The sequence below is a fragment of the Pseudomonas frederiksbergensis genome (assembly GCF_003732275.1).
Classification (GTDB): Bacteria; Pseudomonadota; Gammaproteobacteria; order Pseudomonadales; family Pseudomonadaceae; genus Aquipseudomonas; species Aquipseudomonas frederiksbergensis_H.
In genome coordinates this window covers 1,087,938-1,105,112 of record NZ_MOBM01000038.1, presented here as the reverse complement: position 1 = coordinate 1,105,112, position 17,175 = coordinate 1,087,938, and the positions used below count along the sequence as shown (strand labels likewise).

Genomic DNA, 17,175 nt, shown 5'->3' with positions numbered 1-17,175 from the left:
TTTTGGCCACAACCCGAGACGAGATCTCCATGCGAACCCACCTGCGTCTGGTCGCCCTGAGCGCGCTCTTCATCTCTTCCCTGGCCCAGGCCGCCGACCTGATCCCTATCGAGGTTCACCGCGACGCCAATTGCGGCTGCTGCAAAAAATGGGTCAGTCATCTGGAAGCCAACGGTTTCAAGGTCGAAGACCATGTTGAAGCCGATATGAGCCAATTCAAGCAACAGCACGGTGTGCCACCTCGCCTCGCGTCGTGTCACACCGGCCTTATCAACGGCAAATTCGTCGAAGGCCATGTGCCGGCCGATCAAGTACTGGCCTTGAGCAAGCGCGACGATCTGTTGGGGGTTGCTGCCCCTGGCATGCCCATGGGATCGCCCGGCATGGAAATGGACGGCATGAGCGATGCCTACCAAGTGATCGGTCTGAAAAAGGACGGCACTGACGTAGTGGTGGCGGACTACCCCGCCCATTGATGTTCGGCGCCTACATCGGGCTGTTTCTCGCGGCATTCGGTGCCGCGACGTTGCTGCCCTTGCAATCTGAAGCCGTGCTGGTGGGGCTGTTGCTCAGCGACCGGTATTGGCTTTGGTCGCTGCTGACCATCGCAACGCTGGGCAACGTGCTGGGGTCGCTGCTGAACTGGTGGCTGGGGCGCGGCATCGAGCGGTTTCACGAACGGCGCTGGTTTCCGGTCAGCCCTCGCCATCTCGAGCAAGCCCAAAAGCACTATCAGCGCTATGGTCATTGGTCATTGTTGCTCAGTTGGGTGCCCATTATCGGCGACCCTCTGACGCTGGTGGCCGGCGTCATGCGCGAACCGTTGGGGCGTTTCCTGATGATCGTGACGCTCGCCAAGGGCGCCCGCTACGGTGTATTGGCCCTTGCTACGCTGGGGTGGATGGGTTGAACGATCATGCAGGGCCATGGCCCAATGCCCGTCAGTTAAAGTGCGCAACCTGTGGGATCGCCGCACCGCCGCTCCCACATGGATTGCGCTCGGCATTACGGTCGTGACCTATGTTTAATGTCACCCTAATCATGCCGATCCAGCATCGGCGGATTTCCTGTGGAGTTCACCCATGTCGCCCACTTTCTCCCGCTGGTTACCGGGCCTGCTGCTGACGGCGGCACTGCCCGCTCTCGTTCATACCCAGAACCAGGCCCAACCCAAGGTCGAAACGCCGGAATACGGCCCGGAACTTCAGGGCTTCGAGTACCCCTACACGGTCAAACACTTCGCTTTTGAATCCCAGGGAAAATCCCTGCAAATGGGTTACATGGACGTCGCCGCCCTTGGCAAGGCCAACGGGCGCAGCGTAGTGCTGATGCATGGAAAAAATTTCTGCGGTGCCACTTGGGACAGCTCGATCAAGGCGCTGAGCGAGGCCGGTTACCGGGTCATCGCCCCCGACCAGATCGGCTTCTGCACCTCCAGCAAACCGGACCACTATCAATACAGCTTCCAGCAACTGGCGGCCAACACCCAGCAACTGCTCAAGGCTCTGGGCATCCAGAAAGCCACCCTGCTCGGCCACTCTACCGGCGGCATGCTCGCCACCCGCTATGCACTGCAATACCCCGATCAAGTCGAACAACTGGCGCTGGTCAATCCCATCGGCCTGGAAGACTGGAAAGCCCTTGGCGTGCCCTATCTCACGGTTGACCAATGGTATGAGCGCGAGCTGAAAGTCACGGCGCAAGGTATCCATGACTACCAACGCAGCACCTATTACGATGGCCGCTGGAAGCCGGAATTTGACCGTTGGGTGAACATGTACGCAGGCTTGGCCAAAGGGCCGGGCAAAACAGCGGTGGCGTGGAACTCGGCGCTGATCTACGACATGATCTTCACCCAACCGGTGTACTACGAGTTCAAGGACCTGAAGGTGCCGACCCTGCTGCTGATCGGCACTTCCGACACCACGGCCATCAACAAGAACATCGCACCACCCGAGGTCAAGGCGAAAATCGGTCATTACGACGTACTCGGCAAGCAAGTGGCGAAACTGATTCCCCGGTCGACGCTGATCGAATTTCCCGGCATGGGCCACGCGCCGCAGATGGAGGAACCGGCGAAATTCCATCAGGCGTTGCTCGGCTGGCTGAACCAAACCAATACCGTTCCTTGATGAGGTAAAGGCTGATGCAGATTGCGGTGATCGATGACTGGCAGGACGTGGCTCGCGACGTGGTGGACTGGTCGGTGCTGGACAGCATCGGCCAGGTGAGTTTTATCCATGACTACCCTGCCGACAACGAAACCCTGGCCGAGCGGCTCGGCGCATTCGAGGTGATCTGCGTAATGCGCGAGCGCACCCGGTTCGACGAAGACCTGCTGCGCCGCTTGTCCGCACTCAAACTGCTGGTCACCGGCGGCATGCGCAATGCCGCCCTGGACCTGAAAGCCGCCGCCGTGCTGGGCATTCAGGTCTGCGGCACGGACAGCTACAAACATGCCGCCCCCGAACTGACCTGGGCGCTGATCATGGCCGCGACCCGCAACCTGGTGGCCGAAGCCAACGCCTTGCGCGCAGGTCAGTGGCAACAAGGGTTGGGCGGCGACCTGCAGGGCAAGACCTTGGCGATTCTCGGGCTGGGCAGCATTGGTCAACGGGTAGCCCGGTTCGGGCAGGTGTTCGGCATGCGGGTGATTGCCTGGAGCGAAAACCTGACCGCCGAACGGGCTGCCGAGGTCGACGTCACCTATGTCAGCAAGCAGGAACTGTTCGAGCAGGCCGATGTGTTGTCGGTCCATCTGGTGCTCAGCGAGCGCAGCCGAGGGCTGGTGGACGCTCAGGCACTGGACTGGATGAAACCCACGGCATGGCTGGTCAACACCGCTCGCGGGCCGATTGTCGATGAGTCCGCATTGATCAAGGCACTTCAGAAAAAACGCCTGGCGGGCGCTGCGCTGGACGTGTTCGAGCACGAGCCGTTGCCCCGCCATCATCCCTTCAGAACGCTGGAAAACGTGCTGGCCACGCCTCATGTCGGGTATGTCAGCCGGCAGAATTACCAACTGTTCTTTTCGCAAATGATCGAGGACATACAGGCCTGGGCGGCTGGGGAGCCGGTTCGGATTCTGAGCTGAGACCGCGTTATCGTTCTTCGCGAGCAGGCTCGCTCCCACATTTGGCTTTGCTCACGCATCCTGTGCACACCCGAGATCCAATGTAGGAGCGAGCCTGCTCGCGATGAGGCCCTCAAACCCACTACATTCCGCCCTGCGCACCGCAATGGTGCAACCCACATCCCATCACGCCCGATTATCGTGACTTCCCAGTCCCGATTTGACCCATGCAAAAAAATAAACCTGCCCTTCGTCGGTGCATCTCCCTACAAAACCCCATGCCTGTACTCTCTTTTGACCGATTGTCGAACAATTTCACCCGTTGGCCGACCCCGCTCTAAGTTCTGGCCTAGACTGATTTTCGCGGAGTAAAACCGGCTAGTCATTCGGTGAAAATAATCGAAACTTTTGGTGCTGGCCTCGTGTCAGGTTAAAGGTAGGGCCACAGCGACTGGTGCATTCCTTGCAACAGCCACTTCACCCATTCTGCTTCAGCGCATGGGCAGCACTTGCTCACCGATGCGTAGCGCGTTTGCGCCCGGCCACAGGATTTGGCCACGAACACCGTTTGTGCCAGGCCTAGAATTAGATCAACAACACGGGAGATTCATATGATCAGTGCGGCTTTAGATATCCAGGGAGAACGTGCTCATCAGCAGGTCGGGGAAACGAGCACCGTCGGTGTCCTCAATGCCAAATCAGTCAATATGCCGATCCCCAAGACGCTGACACCGGCAGCCAGCCAGAATCCCAACAAGAAGAAAGTCCTGTTCGTCACCTCGGAGATTGCCGACCTGGTAAAGACCGGAGGTCTTGGCGACGTTTCCGCCGCACTGCCCCGGGCGATGGCGCATCTGCACGATGTCCGTGTGCTGATCCCCGGTTATCCGCAAGTAATGAACAGCGAAAACCCGATTCATATCATTGGTGAACTGGGCGGGCACGCAGCATTGCCGCCTTGCAAGATCGGGCGCATGGACATGCCCGACGGCCTGGTCATTTACGTGTTGATCTGCCCTGAATTGTACGAGCGCGAAGGTTCACCCTACGGCGCCAACAACGGCCGCGACTGGCCGGACAACCATATTCGTTTCGCTCGACTGGGCCTAGCAGCGGCCGATATCGCCGCCAATCTCGCCCAAATTCACTGGTGCCCGGACCTGGTGCATGCTCACGACTGGCCGGCTGGCCTGGCCCCCGCCTATATGCACTGGCGCGGTCAACGCACCCCGACCCTGTTCACCATCCACAACCTGGCATACCAGGGCGTCATCAGCCTTGGCTCGTGCCCGGAACTCGGGATCCCCATGCATGCCTTGCAACAGGAAGGCATGGAGTTTTACGGCAAGATGTCGTTCCTCAAAGCTGGCATGGCCTACTCGAGCCACATCACCACCGTCAGCGCCACCTATGCCCAGGAAATCACCACGCCAGCCTTCGGCTGCGGCCTCGACGGTTTTCTCGCCGCCAAGACCCAGCAAGGTCTGCTCAGCGGGATTCCCAATGGCATCGATGAGAGCTGGGATGCAGCGACCGATCCGCACCTGTTCCACCCCTTCGGCATCGGCGACTGGGACGGTAAAGCAGTCAATGCCATGCACGTTCGCAGACTGTTCGACCTCGAAGACTCCGAAGGTCCACTGTTCGCCGTGGTTTCGCGGCTGGTCTATCAGAAAGGCCTGGACCTGACCGAAGCAGTGGCCGAATACATTGTCGACAATGGCGGGCAAATCGCGATCATCGGCCGTGGCGAACCGGAAGAAGAACAAGCCATGCGTGAACTGGCGTTGCGCTTCCCCGGGCAAGTCGGCGTACACATCGGCTTCAATGAAACCGACGCCCGCCGGATGTTTGCCGGCAGTGATTTCCTGCTGATGCCTTCGCGTTACGAACCCTGCGGCCTGAGCCAGATGTACGCCCAGCGCTTCGGTTCATTGCCGGTGGCCCGCAATACCGGTGGTTTGGCCGACACCATTGAAAACGGTGTGACCGGTTTCCTCTTCGACGAATCCACGGTGGAGAGTTATCGCGAAGCCCTGAGCCGCGCGTTCAAGGTGTTCGCCTTCCCGGATCTGCTCAACGCGATGCGTTGCCGAGCCATGGCGGCGCCTTTCAACTGGTGCAAGGCCGTCGAACCCTACGCCGAACTCTACGAACAGCTGGTGGCTAAAGCCCTGGGAAAATCGGGCAAACAGTAAGAGGCTTTCAACGATGCCGTTACGGACCCTTGAGACCTGGCCCCACGGCGCAATCATGCTGGACGCAGAACACACGCGTTTTGCCTTGTGGGCGCCAGATGCGTTTTTCGTCAGTCTCGAACTGGAAGATGGGCAATCACTGCCACTGCTGCCTCAGGCCGATGGCTGGTTTGTGATCAACACCCGCTGCCCCGCGGGTACCCGCTACCGCTACAACATCGATGGCGAGCTGGAGGTGCCGGACCCGGCCTCCCGCGCCCAGGCGGGCGATATCGACAGCCACAGCGTGGTGGTCGATCCCCTCGCCTATCGGTGGCACCACAGCGCCTGGCAGGGTCGACCGTGGAATGAGGCGGTGATCTACGAACTGCACGTCGGTGCACTCGGCGGCTTCAGCCAGGTTGAGCAGCATCTGGAGCACCTGGTCGAGCTGGGTATTACCGCCATCGAACTGATGCCGCTGGCGCAGTTCCCCGGCGAGCGTAACTGGGGCTATGACGGGGTTTTGCTTTACGCGCCGCAAGCTTCCTATGGCTCGCCCGAACAACTCAAACACCTGATCGACACGGCCCACGGCCACGGCCTGGCGGTGATTCTCGACGTGGTCTACAACCACTTCGGCCCGGATGGCAATTACCTGCATCGCTACGCCAAAGGCTTTTTCCGCGAAGACAAACACACCCCGTGGGGCGCGGCGATCGACTTCCGGCGGCGCGAGGTGCGCGACTTCTTTATCGACAACGCGCTGATGTGGTTGCTGGAGTACCGCTTCGACGGCCTGCGCCTGGACGCGGTGCATGCCATCGAAGACCCGGACTTTCTTCAAGAGCTGGCGCAACGGGTGCGGCGGCAAACCGATCCGGCGCGGCACGTGTGGCTCATGGCGGAAAACGAGCACAACCAGGCCAGCCTGCTGGAGCAAGGTTTTGACGCGCAGTGGAACGACGACGGCCATAACGCCCTGCACGTTCTGCTCACGGGTGAAACCGACGCCTATTACGCCGACTATGCCGAGCACCCCACCGAACAGCTCGCCCGCTGCCTGAGCCAGGGCTTCGTGTTTCAAGGCCACATCACCCGTCACGGTACGGCGCGCGGTGAACCGAGCGGTCACTTGCCGCCCACAGCCTTCGTGCTATTTCTGCAGAACCACGACCAGATCGGCAATCGCGCCTTTGGCGAACGCCTGCATCAGTTGGCCCATCCTGATGCCCTTTATGCCGCCACTGCGTTGCTGCTGTTGTCGCCGATGATTCCGCTGATGTTCATGGGCGATGAGTTTGCCGTCGAGCAACCGTTCCTGTTCTTCACCAGCCACCACGGTGAATTGGCGGAACTGGTGCGCGAAGGACGACGCAACGAGTTCGCAGCGTTCAGCGCCTTTGCCGACCCGCACAAACGCGAGCAGATTCCCGATCCGAACGCGACGCAGACCTTCGAAGCTTCACGGCCGACACTGACCACCAGCCGCCAATCGCCGATTTACGCTCTGTATCGCCAACTGCTGCAGATCCGCCACCGACACATCATCCCGCACCTGCCCGGCGCCCAGGCGCTGGGTGCGCAGGTACTGGCCGAGGGTGCGGTGACGGCGCGCTGGCGGCTGGGCGATGGCAGTCAGTTGCGCATTGACCTGAACCTCAGCGATGCACCTGCGGTCCACACCCCACAGGCCGACGCGACATTGCTGTTCGAACACCCGCCACAATCGGCCGGTCTGTTGAATCAGGGCATGCTTGCCCCGTATTGCGCGCTAGTCAGCCTCACGGCCGCAGCCCCTTTGCTACCCCCGGATGGAGAGCGCCCATGAGCAATGCGCAACTGGAAATACTGGCCAGCCGAGCAGGCTTGGCCGTCGACTGGATCGACGCCAATGGCCGTCCACAGAAAGTCACCCCGGCGGTGTTGCGCTCGGTGCTGGCCGGGCTTGGCCATCCCGCCGGCAGCGCTCAGGAAATCGACGCCAGCCTGCTGCAACTGCAGGAGGTGCAACAAACCCGGCACCTGCCACCGCTGTTGACCTGCGACGTGGGCGTCGGCCTTGATCTGGCCCACTACTTTGAACCGCAAACCCCGTGTGAGATCCATCTCGAAGACGGCTCACGGATTAACTTGAAGCTCGATGACAACGCTGTGTTGCCCGGGCTGGTGCCGGTGGGTTATCAGCACGTCAGCATCGACGATCAATCCTTCACCCTGGCGGTGGCACCTCAACGCTGCTACAGCGTCGGCGATGCGGTTGACAGTAAAAACCCCCGCGCCTGGGGCCTGAGCGTGCAGCTGTACTCGCTGCGTCGCCCCGGCGATGGCGGTTTCGGCGATACCCAGGCCCTCGAAGATCTGGCCCGGGTGGCCGGCGAACGGGGCGCCGAAGCGTTGGCGATCAGCCCGCTGCATGCGATGTTCAGCGGCGACACCCAACGTTACAGCCCATACTCGCCGTCCAGCCGTTTGTTCCTCAATAGCCTGTACGCGGCGCCCGGCGCGATCCTCGGTGAGCGCGCCCTGCGCACCGCGATCGACGCCACCGGCCTTGCCGCTGAGCTCAAGCACCTTGAAGCGTTGCCGCTGATCGACTGGCCCACCGCCGCCGAAGCCAAGCACCGCTTGCTCGAAGCCTTGTACGAAGGGTTCACCCACGGCGAACACCCCTTGCACCCAGACTTCAGCAGTTTCCGTCATGCCGGCGGCGAAGCACTGGAAAATCATTGCCGCTTCGAAGCGATCCAGGAAGCCCGTGCGCGGCGCGGTGAAAGCCTCGACTGGCGCGAGTGGCCCGAACAATGGCGTGACCCGCGCAGCACCGCCCTGGCGCATTTTGCCGAAGAAAATTCGACCCGCATCGGCTACTACGCATTCTGCCAATGGCTGATTGCGCGCAGCCTGGAACGCGCCCAGGCCGCCGCCCGCAGTGCAGGCATGGGCATCGGTCTGATCGCCGACCTGGCCGTTGGCGCTGACGGCGGCGGCAGCCAGGCCTGGAGTCGTCAGGACGAATTGCTCGCCTCACTGACCGTGGGTGCGCCACCAGACATCCTCAATCGTTCCGGCCAGGGTTGGGGCATTTCCGCGTTCTCTCCCGAAGGTCTGGTGCGCAACGGCTTTCGCGCATTCATCGAAATGCTGCGGGCCAACTTCGCCCATGCCGGCGGCCTGCGTATCGATCACGTCATGGGGCTGCAACGACTGTGGGTGATCCCCAACGATGCGCCGCCCAGCGACGGTGCCTACCTCTATTACCCGGTGGACGACCTGCTGCGCTTGCTGACCCTCGAATCCCATCGGCATCAGGCCGTCGTCCTCGGCGAGGACCTCGGCACCGTGCCCGAGGGTCTGCGCGAGAAACTCATCGCACGCTCGATTCTCGGCATGCGCGTGCTGCTGTTCGAACAGGACAATACTCACTTCAAGCCGATTCTTGACTGGCCGGACAACGCGCTGGCAACCACCAGCACCCACGACCTGCCGACGCTCAATGGCTGGTGGCATGGCCGCGATATTGACTGGAGCGCGCGCTTGAATCTGGTCGACGCCCCGGGGGAAATCGAATGGCGCCAACACCGTGAACGCGAGCGCGAAGGTTTGCGCCGGGTGCTGAGCGAGGACCCGCAGAATTTCCGCGAAGAGTCCCACGAAACCGATCAGGTGCTCGACGCCGCGATCCGCTTCCTCGGCCATACCCGCGCGCCGCTGGTATTGCTGCCAATGGAAGATGCCTTGGGTATCGAACAGCAGGCCAACCTGCCCGGCACCACCGATACCCATCCCAACTGGTCCCGCAGGCTGCCCGGCGACAGCGAAGCCCTGCTCGATGATCCGGACGCCGCACGGCGCCTGGAACTGCTCGCCTGTGCACGACTTCAGGCGGCCGAGCGTGACCAATGAATCAACCGTTCATCCAACCGCTGCGGGCGACTCTGCGGCTGCAATTTCATAAAGGTTTCACTCTGGATCAGGCGGTGCCGCTGGTGCCGTACTTCGCCAGTCTGGGCATCAGCCATGTCTATGCCTCGCCGCTGCTCGCCGCCCGCGCGGGGTCCATGCATGGCTACGACGTGGTGGACCCGACCACGGTCAACCCAGAACTGGGCGGCGAAGCGGCATTGCGGCGTTTGGTCGGTGCATTGCGCGAACAGAACATGGGGCTGATCCTCGACATTGTCTCCAACCACATGGCCGTCGGCGGTGGCGATAACCCCTGGTGGCTCGACTTGCTGGAATGGGGGCGACTGAGCCCTTACGGCGAGTTCTTCGACATTCAATGGCACTCGCCCGACCCGTTGATGGAAGGCCAGTTGCTGCTGCCTTTTTTGGGCAGTGATTACGGCATCGCCTTGCAGGACGGCACCCTGCCCTTGCGTTTCGATGCCCGGCGCGGCGCTTTTTATGTCGAGCACTATGAGCACCACTTCCCGATTTCCCCGTCAGACTACGGCGAGCTGCTCAAGGCCGATGATCAATTGAATGCCGAGCAGGCCGAGCAGCTCAAATCCCTGGCAGACCGCTTCAGTACCTTGAGCTACCAGACTGACGCATACAGCCTGGCGATTCCGCTGAAAACGGAACTGCATGAACTCGCCAGCGATCCGGCCATTCTTCACGCCATCGAACACACCCTCGGCACGTACGACTCGCTCACCCCCGAGGGTTTCCAGCGCCTGCATAATCTGCTGGAGCGCCAGAGTTATCGCCTGGCCAGCTGGCGTACCGCGGCGGACGACATCAACTGGCGGCGTTTTTTCGATATCAATGAACTGGGTGGCCTGCGCGTCGAACGCCCGGCGGTGTTCGAGGCGACCCATGCAAAAATCTTCGAGCTGGTAGCCGAGGGTCTTGTCGACGGGCTGCGCATCGATCACATCGATGGCCTCGCCGACCCGCGTGGCTACTGCCGCAAATTGCGGCGCCGAGTCGATAGACTGGTACCGGAGCGGCACCTGCCGATCTACGTCGAGAAGATCCTCGGCGAAGGCGAAACCCTGCACCGCGACTGGTCTGTCGATGGCAGCACCGGTTACGAATTCATGAACCAGTTGTCGTTGCTGCAACACGACCCCGAAGGCGCCCAGGCCTTGGGTGAACTCTGGAGCCGGCACAGCGAACGGCCCGCCGATTTCCGCCAGGAAGCACAACTGGCGCGTCAGCAGATTCTCAACGGCTCCCTCGCCGGGGATTTCGAAAGTGTCGCCCACGCCCTGTTGCAAGTGGCCCGGGACGACCTGATGACACGGGACCTGACCCTCGGCGCAATCCGTCGGGCCTTGCAGGAACTGATCGTACACTTCCCGGTGTATCGCACTTACATCAGCCCGCTGGGCCGAAACTGCGCCCAGGACGAGGTGTTTTTCCAGCAAGCCATGGACGGTGCAAGGCAAACCCTTGGCGAAGCCGACTGGCCCGTGCTCGATTGCCTGTCCGGCTGGCTGGGTGGCCAACCCTGGCGCAAACACCCGCTGGGCCGCCCACGCAAACTGCTCAAGCATGCGTGCGTGCGCTTCCAGCAACTGACCTCACCGGCGGCGGCCAAGGCGGTGGAAGACACCGCGCTTTATCGCTCGGCGGTGCTGCTGTCGCGCAACGATGTCGGCTACAACACCGAGCAGTTCAGTGCGCCGGTGGCTGACTTCCATGCGGCCTGCGCCAATCGCCTCGCCGAATTCCCCGACAACCTGCTGGCCACCGCGACCCACGACCACAAACGCGGCGAAGACACCCGTGCGCGGCTGGCGGTGTTAAGCGAGCGCAGCGCCTGGTATGGCGCACAGGTCGAACACTGGCGAACCCTGGCCGACCAATTGCGCACTGAACCCGGCGCGCCCTCGGCGGGCGACGAGCTGATTCTTTATCAAGCGATCCTCGGCAGCTGGCCGCTGGAACTGCGCAGCGATGATCAGGTGGCGCTCGAGGACTACGCCAAACGCCTCTGGCAGTGGCAACAGAAAGCCCTGCGCGAAGCCAAGTTGCAAAGCAGCTGGAGCGCACCAAACGAGGGATATGAACAGGCGACCCATGGGTTTCTCGAACGCTTGCTGCTCAGCCCCGAAGGCCAGCCACTGCGCGCGACCATCGGTGCGGCGGCGCAGAGCATCGCCGCCCCGGGTGCGTTGAATGGCTTGGCGCAAACCTTGCTGCGAATGACTGTGCCGGGGGTACCGGATCTCTATCAGGGCAACGAGTTCTGGGACTTCACGCTGGTCGATCCGGACAACCGCCGGCCGGTGGATTACGTCAGCCGTCAGCAGGCCATGCACGTACGACTGGACCTGCCGGATCTGTTGGTGAACTGGCGTGACGGGCGCATCAAGCAAACCCTGATCGCCCATGCGTTGAGCCGACGCGCCGAGCATGCCCAGCTGTTTCAGACAGGGACTTATCAAGCCCTTGAAGTCCTCGGCAACCAGGCTCACCGGGTATTGGCGTTTGCTCGTGAATGGCAGGGAAAACGGGCTATCGTGATCGTACCGATACGCTGTGCCGAGCTGCTGGAAAACAGTGCCGAACCACAGGTTGAGGCGCCGCTGTGGGGCGATACCCGAGTCAAATTGACGTTCGCCGCGCCTGAAGAAAATCTGAAGGGACTTTTTGCAAGCGTCACAGTCACAAAACACAGGGAGCTGATGGTCAGCGCCGCGCTGGGGGATTTCCCGGTCAATCTCTTTATCCAAACTACCCAAGCTTGAGTTCAGTTCAGGAGCATTGCGATGAGTACCGACGATAAACGCATCCGCGAATTTGCCTATCAGATCTGGGAGTCCGAAGGGAAACCCGTGGGCCAGGAAGCACGCCATTGGGAGATGGCCTGCAAACTCGCCGAAGCCGAAGCACTGGCTCCCGGCAAGTCATCGAAAGCGACCGGCAGCAAACGTGTCGGCACCAAATCTGCGGTCGGCAAGCCCGACGGCAAGCTGGTCAATGCCAAGGACATCGAACCCGCACTCAAAGCCAAAACCAAGCCCAAGGCCAAACCCGCCGCCGCTTCGACAGTGATCCCGCCGGGAGAAAAATCCACGGAGAAAAAGCCTCGCGCCGCGCGTAAACCGCCAACGACCTGACGCTTTATCGCCTTGCCCCGCTTGATTTGTGGCGAGGGAGCTTGCTCCCGTTGGACTGCGAAGCGGTCCCCCTCTTTCTGGGGATAGGGGGGCCGCTTCGCGGCCCAACGGGAGCAAGCTCCCTCGCCACAGCTGACCGGCATTAGCCCAGTACCGCCCCCCAATGCAGGAGCATCTATGAGTAGTCCAAAGAAAACCGCGCCCGAACCTCGTGCCGAGGCCTCGCGAATCCGTGAAGGCCTGCCCTTCCCGCTAGGCGCGACCTGGGATGGCCTGGGGGTCAATTTCGCGCTGTTTTCGGCTAACGCGACCAAGGTCGAACTGTGCATCTTTGACGACGCCGGCGAGGTGGAAATCGAGCGTATCGAGTTACCGGAATACACCGACGAGATCTACCACGGCTACTTGCCCGACGCCCACCCGGGGTTGATCTACGGCTATCGCGTGTACGGTCCGTATGACCCGGCCAACGGCCATCGTTTCAATCCCAACAAGCTGCTGATCGATCCCTATGCCAAGCAATTGGTCGGTCGATTGAAATGGTCCGAAGCGTTGTTCGGCTACACCATCGGCCACCCTGACGCCGACCTCAGTTTCGATGAACGGGACAGCGCGCCCTTCGTGCCCAAATGCAAAGTGATCGACCCGGCCCACACCTGGGGTCATGACCATCGGGTCAGCGTGCCGTGGGACAAAACGATCATTTACGAAACACACGTACGCGGTTTCAGCATGCGTCACCCCTCCGTCCCCGAGAACCTGCGTGGCACCTTCGCCGGGTTGATGGTCGATGACGTGCTGGAACACATCCGCAAGCTCGGCGTATCGACTGTGGAATTGCTGCCGATTCATGCCTTCGTCAATGACCAGCATCTGCTGCACAAAGGCATGACCAATTACTGGGGTTACAACAGCATTGCGTTCTTTGCCCCGGACCCGCGCTACCTGGCCAGCGGCAAGATCGCCGAGTTCAAGGAGATGGTCGCGCACCTGCACGAGGCCAATCTGGAAGTGATCCTCGACGTGGTCTACAACCACACCGCCGAGGGCAACGAACAAGGCCCGACCCTGTCGATGCGCGGCATCGACAACGCCTCATACTACCGCTTGATGCCCGACGACAAGCGCTACTACATCAACGATTCCGGGACCGGTAACACCCTGGACCTGAGTCACCCGTGTGTGCTGCAAATGGTCACCGACTCCCTGCGTTACTGGGCCACGGAAATGCACGTGGACGGTTTCCGTTTTGACTTGGCGACCATTCTTGGCCGCTACCACGACGGTTTCGACGAGCGTCACAGCTTTCTCGTGGCCTGCCGTCAAGACCCGGTGCTGCGCCAGGTGAAGATGATTGCAGAAGCCTGGGATTGCGGCCCCGGTGGCTATCAAGTCGGCAACTTTCCTCCGGGTTGGGTTGAGTGGAATGACAAATTCCGCGACACCGTGCGCGCGTTCTGGAAAGGCGACGACGGCCAACTGGCGGACTTCGCCAGTCGCATGACCGCCTCCGGCGAGATGTTCAATCAGCGTGGCCGGCGGCCGTATGCCTCGGTGAACTTCGTCACCGCCCACGACGGTTTCACCCTGAACGACCTGGTGTCGTACAACGACAAACACAACGAAGCCAACGACGAGAACAATCAGGACGGCAGCAACAACAACCTGTCCTGGAACCATGGCGTCGAAGGCCCGACCGACGATCCCGAGATCAATGAACTGCGCCAGCGCCAGATGCGCAACTTCTTCGCCACCTTGCTGCTGTCCCAGGGCACGCCGATGCTGGTGGCCGGCGATGAGTTCGCTCGCACCCAGGAAGGCAATAACAATGCCTATTGCCAGGACAGCGAGATCGGTTGGGTCAATTGGGACCTGAGCGAAGACGGCAAGGCCCTGCTCAAGTTCGTCAAACGCCTGATCAAACTGCGTCTGGCCTATCCGATTCTGCGTCGCGGGCGCTTTCTGGTGGGCAATTACAACGAAGACATCGGCGTCAAGGACGTGACCTGGCTGGCCCCGGATGGCAGCGAAATGTCCATCGAACAATGGGAAGAAGGCCACGGTCGTTGCCTGGGCATGCTGCTTGATGGCCGCGCCCAGGAAACCGGCATTCGCCGCAAGGGTGCCGACGCAACGTTGCTACTGGTGGTCAACGCCCACCATGACATCGTCAATTTCCTGCTGCCGGAAGTGCCTGACGGCGGTTTCTGGACCTGCATTATCGATACCAATCAACCCTCGATTCGTGGCCAGGAACGCTTCGAGTTCGGTCACGAATATTCAGTCACCGGCCGTTCGCTGCTGCTGTTCGAATTGCAGCGTGAGGAAGACGAGTAAAAAAGGAAGCAGTCCATGTGGGAGCGAGCCTGCTCGCGATTGCGATGGCACATCCAGCATTAATGTGACTGACAGACCGCTATCGCGAGCAGGCTCGCTCCCACAGTTTTTTTTGCTGACTATTTGCAACATTCGACACAGCCCGGATCAAAAAAACCTATCAGACCAAAGGCTGAGGCGACGAATAGCATTCCATGAGCAATACTCTGCCCGCGGCAATCCAGGGTCCGGAGCGCTGCAATTGCTATTTACCCCCGCCTTCACGGGTCTGCCAGGCTTGCGTCCTGCAAGTAATACGCATGACTGAGGGCACGACAGAACAAGGAAGTAGCGCCTATGAAATCAGTTTCCATCAGCGAAAACAGTTTGCCCGCGCAGATCTGGAACAGCGCCCCGCAACTGGACAACATCCCTGTCATCAACACCGAAACACTGGTCCCGGCCGGCGCTCGCGCGGTAGTCATCGCGCCGCATCCCGGCGATGAAGTGGTGACCTGCGGTGGTCTGCTGCAGTTGCTGTGCTCCCTTGGTCATCCCCTGCAATTGATCTCGATCACCGACGGTAGCGCCAGCCATCCGGGATCGCGGCAGTGGTCGGAAAAACGCCTGAGCGTGTTCCGGCCCCAGGAAAGCGTCGAAGCCTTGCGCCGACTCGGGTTGCCGATGCACAGCCTGAAGTGGATTCGCGGCGGCTTCACTGACAACGCTCTTGCCGAGCGGGAGTCCGAATTGACCCAATTCATCGCCCGTTATCTACGCCCCGGTGATGTGGTGTTCAGCACCTGGCGCGAAGACGACCATGGCGACCACGGTGCCGTCGGCCGGGCCAGCGTCAAGGCTGCGGCCCTGGTCGACGCGACGCTCAACGAAATACCGGTCTGGGCCTGGCACTGGCCGATGCGCGATCATGGGCTGATCCCCTGGCATCGCGCGCGCAAGGTACGCCTCGACACCTGGACCGTTGCGCGCAAAAGCCACGCCACTTACGCTTACGCCAGCCAACTCGACGGCGAGCCGGCGATCGGCATCGCCCCGTTGCTGCCCCCGGTGATTCTGGAGCGCATGCGATTGCCGTATGAAATTGTGTTTGTCTAAGTTTTTCGAGGACTGTCGTTGGTAAAGGAGCTTTTGTGGCGAGGGAGCTTGCTCCCGCTGGGGCGCGAAGCGGCCCCAAAAGCTTTGCGACTGCTTCGCAGCCGAACGGGAGCAAGCTCCCTCGCCACAGGCAAGCCCCCTCACCACAGTAACCCGCTCCCACATGGGGCGGTGTCGCTCAAACTGAACTGCTGGCCCGTGCATCAGTCGCATGGAAACAGCAGCCTTGATTCAGAGGAGTGAACGTGTCCAGCGATGCCGAACGACAGGCCGTCGAATCAACGCCACCGAACACACCTCCGGCGATTCATCGACTGAGAGTACTGACGGTCAACACCCACAAAGGCTTCACCGCCCTCAACCGGCGTTTCATCCTCCCGGAACTGCGTGAAGCGGTGCGCAGCACATCGGCGGACCTGGTGTTTCTGCAGGAAGTGGTCGGTGAGCACGACCGGCATTCTTCCCGTTACAACGAGTGGCCACAGACTTCGCAATACGAGTTCCTGGCCGACAGCATGTGGAGCGATTTCGCTTACGGCCGTAACGCGGTCTATCCCGACGGCCATCACGGCAATGCCCTGCTGTCGAAATACCCGATCCGTGAATTTCGCAACCTCGACGTCTCGATCACCGGTCCCGAGCGGCGCGGGTTGTTGCACTGTGTTCTGGATGTGCCGGGGCATGCCGAAGTGCATGCCATTTGCGTGCATCTGAGCCTGTTGGAAAGCCATCGACAACTCCAGCTGCAGTTGCTCTGCCTGTTGCTCGAATCGTTGCCCGATGATGCCCCGGTGATTATTGCCGGCGACTTCAACGACTGGCAGTTGCAAGGCAACGCCGCCCTCGCCCGGCGCGACTACCTGCATGAAGCCTTCGAACGCCATCATGGCCGACCGGCGAAAACTTACCCGGCGCGTTTTCCCCTGCTGCGCCTGGACCGGATCTACCTGCGTAATGCCAGCAGTCATGAGCCTCGAATACTCGGCCATAAACCCTGGACGCATCTGTCGGACCATTTGCCGCTGGCGGTGGAGGTGCACCTGCAATACCGTCAAACAACAGTCGCCACAGACTGCCAACTCTGACAGAAAAAATGACAGCAATGGCGCACCGACGCCATTTGTTTATCCTGCGCTTGATCGTTCGTCAAACAACCGATAGCCCCCTACCCAGCGCGTCTGGACCGCATCTTTCGGGATGATTTTTTGCACAAACAACAACTTATATACACGCCAAAAATCAGTCACTTACAACGTCTAAAATAGCCATACCGCTTATCGGCCACTTTCTTGACGCAGCGTCAGCAGTCTTCTTAGCTACTGCTTACTACCCCCGGAAATCCATCAGGGGCAAGCCTCCAGACTCCTGTAAAAACGGGCGGTCTGACCTTGCCTCAATCCATTCGGTCGCCCCTCATTCG

Annotated in this window: 12 protein-coding genes; all 12 read left to right on the top strand. The window is 60.8% G+C overall.

The genetic code is table 11. The features are described 5' to 3' along the window. Window positions 1–29 precede the first annotated feature (29 nt). Entirely contained in the window at window positions 30–476 is a 447-nt protein-coding gene (locus BK662_RS24455) for a DUF411 domain-containing protein (RefSeq protein ID WP_123359619.1), read from the top strand. After that, window positions 476–910: a YqaA family protein gene (locus tag BK662_RS24450; protein ID WP_123359620.1), complete on the top strand. Its 435-nt coding sequence runs from the start codon at window positions 476–478 to the stop codon at window positions 908–910. The genes BK662_RS24455 and BK662_RS24450 overlap by 1 nt, the downstream gene beginning before the upstream one ends. Window positions 911–1,082: 172 nt before the next feature. After that, window positions 1,083–2,132 (top strand): alpha/beta fold hydrolase, encoded by a 1,050-nt coding sequence (locus BK662_RS24445; protein WP_123359621.1) that lies wholly within the window; start codon window positions 1,083–1,085, stop codon window positions 2,130–2,132. Window positions 2,133–2,146: 14 nt separating this feature from the next. Continuing rightward, complete coding sequence (locus tag BK662_RS24440) at window positions 2,147–3,094, top strand: D-2-hydroxyacid dehydrogenase family protein (RefSeq protein ID WP_123359622.1); 948 nt, start codon at window positions 2,147–2,149, stop codon at window positions 3,092–3,094. Between the two features lie 590 nt (window positions 3,095–3,684). Continuing rightward, entirely contained in the window at window positions 3,685–5,271 is a 1,587-nt protein-coding gene (gene glgA, locus BK662_RS24435; protein WP_123359623.1) for a glycogen synthase GlgA, read from the top strand. A 13-nt stretch (window positions 5,272–5,284) separates the two neighbouring features. Beyond that, window positions 5,285–7,081: a malto-oligosyltrehalose trehalohydrolase gene (gene treZ, locus BK662_RS24430; protein WP_123359624.1), complete on the top strand. Its 1,797-nt coding sequence runs from the start codon at window positions 5,285–5,287 to the stop codon at window positions 7,079–7,081. Beyond that, window positions 7,078–9,156 carry a 4-alpha-glucanotransferase gene (gene malQ / locus BK662_RS24425; RefSeq protein ID WP_123359625.1) on the top strand — a complete coding sequence of 693 codons (2,079 nt, stop codon included), beginning with the start codon at window positions 7,078–7,080 and terminating at the stop codon, window positions 9,154–9,156. The genes treZ and malQ overlap by 4 nt, the downstream gene beginning before the upstream one ends. Continuing rightward, window positions 9,153–11,951 carry a malto-oligosyltrehalose synthase gene (locus tag BK662_RS24420; RefSeq protein ID WP_123359626.1) on the top strand — a complete coding sequence of 933 codons (2,799 nt, stop codon included), beginning with the start codon at window positions 9,153–9,155 and terminating at the stop codon, window positions 11,949–11,951. Before malQ ends, BK662_RS24420 begins: the two co-directional genes overlap by 4 nt. A gap of 21 nt (window positions 11,952–11,972) precedes the next feature. Next, a complete protein-coding gene (locus tag BK662_RS24415; RefSeq protein ID WP_123359627.1) occupies window positions 11,973–12,323 on the top strand; it encodes a DUF2934 domain-containing protein in 351 nt (116 codons plus the stop codon). A 177-nt stretch (window positions 12,324–12,500) separates the two neighbouring features. Beyond that, window positions 12,501–14,660 carry a glycogen debranching protein GlgX gene (gene glgX / locus BK662_RS24410; RefSeq protein ID WP_123359628.1) on the top strand — a complete coding sequence of 720 codons (2,160 nt, stop codon included), beginning with the start codon at window positions 12,501–12,503 and terminating at the stop codon, window positions 14,658–14,660. A gap of 336 nt (window positions 14,661–14,996) precedes the next feature. Next, window positions 14,997–15,755 carry a PIG-L deacetylase family protein gene (locus BK662_RS24405; RefSeq protein ID WP_123359629.1) on the top strand — a complete coding sequence of 253 codons (759 nt, stop codon included), beginning with the start codon at window positions 14,997–14,999 and terminating at the stop codon, window positions 15,753–15,755. 245 nt (window positions 15,756–16,000) lie between these two features. Then, window positions 16,001–16,840, top strand: a complete 840-nt coding sequence (locus BK662_RS24400; protein WP_123359630.1) for an endonuclease/exonuclease/phosphatase family protein — start codon at window positions 16,001–16,003, stop codon at window positions 16,838–16,840. The last annotated feature ends 335 nt before the right edge of the window (window positions 16,841–17,175 follow it).

Bases quoted from the DNA above. Each gene is read 5' to 3' on its own strand.
- BK662_RS24455 (WP_123359619.1), top strand. From the start codon at position 30: ATGCGAACCCACCTGCGTCTGGTCGCCCTGAGCGCGCTCTTCATCTCT.
- BK662_RS24450 (WP_123359620.1), top strand. From the start codon at position 476: ATGTTCGGCGCCTACATCGGGCTGTTTCTCGCGGCATTCGGTGCCGCG.
- BK662_RS24445 (WP_123359621.1), top strand. From the start codon at position 1,083: ATGTCGCCCACTTTCTCCCGCTGGTTACCGGGCCTGCTGCTGACGGCG.
- BK662_RS24440 (WP_123359622.1), top strand. From the start codon at position 2,147: ATGCAGATTGCGGTGATCGATGACTGGCAGGACGTGGCTCGCGACGTG.
- glgA (WP_123359623.1), top strand. From the start codon at position 3,685: ATGATCAGTGCGGCTTTAGATATCCAGGGAGAACGTGCTCATCAGCAG.
- treZ (WP_123359624.1), top strand. From the start codon at position 5,285: ATGCCGTTACGGACCCTTGAGACCTGGCCCCACGGCGCAATCATGCTG.
- malQ (WP_123359625.1), top strand. From the start codon at position 7,078: ATGAGCAATGCGCAACTGGAAATACTGGCCAGCCGAGCAGGCTTGGCC.
- BK662_RS24420 (WP_123359626.1), top strand. From the start codon at position 9,153: ATGAATCAACCGTTCATCCAACCGCTGCGGGCGACTCTGCGGCTGCAA.
- BK662_RS24415 (WP_123359627.1), top strand. From the start codon at position 11,973: ATGAGTACCGACGATAAACGCATCCGCGAATTTGCCTATCAGATCTGG.
- glgX (WP_123359628.1), top strand. From the start codon at position 12,501: ATGAGTAGTCCAAAGAAAACCGCGCCCGAACCTCGTGCCGAGGCCTCG.
- BK662_RS24405 (WP_123359629.1), top strand. From the start codon at position 14,997: ATGAAATCAGTTTCCATCAGCGAAAACAGTTTGCCCGCGCAGATCTGG.